The 1,914-nt window shown below is 69.9% G+C and carries 2 protein-coding genes and 1 pseudogene; 1 reads left to right on the top strand and 2 read right to left on the bottom strand.

Annotated elements, in window-relative coordinates:
* Both B9S61_RS11720 and B9S61_RS11715 read right to left on the bottom strand, forming a co-directional pair.
* Positions 1 to 514: TerD family protein (locus B9S61_RS11720; RefSeq protein WP_146064800.1), on the bottom strand; the 514-nt coding region annotated here is incomplete at its 3' end.
* A 135-nt stretch (positions 515 to 649) separates the two neighbouring features.
* Entirely contained in the window at positions 650 to 1,246 is a 597-nt protein-coding gene (locus B9S61_RS11715; protein WP_103542199.1) for a M48 family metallopeptidase, read from the bottom strand.
* A gap of 215 nt (positions 1,247 to 1,461) precedes the next feature.
* Here B9S61_RS11715 and B9S61_RS11710 point away from each other — a divergent pair.
* Positions 1,462 to 1,914, top strand: a pseudogene (locus B9S61_RS11710) (ThiF family adenylyltransferase); the annotation flags it as partial.

Genomic DNA, 1,914 nt, shown 5'->3' with positions numbered 1-1,914 from the left:
CGCCGAAGTTCTTCAGCAGCGCGTCGAGCCCGCCGTCGAAGCCCTGTCCGACGGCGGCGAACCGCCATACGTCCTTGAAGTAGAAGTCGCCGAGCATCACGGCCCGCTCGGTGGAGAATTCCGAGCCGCTGAACGGGTACCGGGCCACTTCCTCGCCACCCGCGACGATACGGATGTATCCGGGGCCGACCTGCGACATCTGTCCGGCACCGTCGAGCGTCGCCGTGAAGGACAGCTTCCTGATCTGCTGCGGGATCCGGTCCAGGGTGACGCGGAAGGACTCCGTGTCACCCGCCTGGGCGCCCAGGAGCTGAATGGACTCCTCGGGGGACTTCGGCTGGTTGAAGAAGACGAAGTACCGGTCGTCCGACAGCCGCTCGTCGGCGTCGAGACCGAAGCAGCTGATGTCGAAGGTCAGCCCCGGGCCGGAGATCTGCACACCGATGTACAGATCCGTGCCCGCGGTGAGGTCACTGATCCTGGCCTTGTGGCCGCGTTGGAATTCCCTGGCCATACGTACGACCGTCCCCCATCCCGAAGTGAGTGCGTCGCGCCAGGCTAACTGCAAACACCGACAGCGGATGGAGTCGGTACAGACCCGGTACACAACGCGCGCGTGGGCCTACGGTGCGCTCACCTCGCGCGGTGCTCACACATCACTCGCCCCCGGAACATGCGGCAGCCGCTCGGCCGCGACCACGCCCTCGAGGTAGCCGCGGGCCCGCTCGGTCCGGGGATACTCCTCCAGCAGCCGCCAGAAACGCGGTCCGTGACCCGGCACCAGCAGGTGCGCCAGCTCATGGCAGAGCACGTAGTCGACGACGTACTCGGGCATGCCCTGCAGCCGGTGGGACAGGCGGATGCTGCCCTCGGAGGGGGTGCACGAGCCCCAGCGCGTGTTCTGGTTGGTGACCCAGCGTACGGAGACCGGCCTCGCCCGTCCGCCGAAGTACTGGTCCGACAGCCGCCGGGCCCGCTCGGCGAGCTCCGTGTCCCCGAGCAGCCGCCGGCTCTCCTGGGCGGCCAGCTTGTCGAGCATGACGTTCACCCAGCGCTGCTCCTCCGCCTCGGACATCCGGGCGGGGATCAGCACGACGGTGCGATCGCCCTCGCGGTACGCGGAGACCGTTCTGCGTCGGCGGGCGCTCCTGCGGACCTCGATCGCGCTCGCCCTCGAGCCGTTCGTCGGCTGGCTCGTCGTGCTGCGCTGTGGTTTTCCGGCGCTGTGCAGTGGGTCGGCGGGCACGCCCCGACGTTACCCGCTGCACACGGGGAAGTCTTGACTCCGGGACGGTTCCATGTCGATCCCACCATCGTGCGCCGGATTTATACGATGAATTCCGGTGCCTGTGGACAACTTTCGGCGGCCTCCGGCCCGTCCCGGCATGCTGGCATGCGTCGCCCGAACCACGACGGGTTCGGCCACCCACGAGAACAGTCCGGGACATACGGGGGTCCGTCATGCATCCAGTGGTCAAGCCCGCGCTCAGGCGCGGCTGGCGCGATCTCAATACCGTCCAGTTCGGGATGACCCCGGCGCACGCGCTGACGGTGGGTCCGGTGGACACGGCGACGGGCAGCTTCCTCGACCTGCTCGACGGCACCCGCGGTGTGGAGCTCCTGCGCGAGGAGGCGCGGCGCATGGATCTGCCCGACGGTCATGTCGACCGGCTCGTGCGCCGGCTGTCGCGGGCCGGGCTGCTGGACGACTCCCGCGGCGGCGGGCCGGCCGGCGAGGCCCTGCGGGAGAAGCCCGAGGTGCTCGAGCGGCTTCGACCGGACCTGGCCTCCCTCGCCCTGACCACCTCGGAACCGGGCGATCCGCTCCGTCGGCTGGCGGCGCGGCGCAGCACACGGGTGCAGGTGAGAGGCGCGGGCCGGGTGGGCGCGGCAGTGGCGGCGCTGCTGTCGGGG

Source organism: Streptomyces sp. SM1 (assembly GCF_002910825.1).
Lineage (GTDB): Bacteria > Actinomycetota > Actinomycetes > Streptomycetales > Streptomycetaceae > Streptomyces > Streptomyces okerensis.
Note: the sequence above shows the minus strand (reverse complement) of the source record. Positions and strands in the feature narration are given on the sequence as shown.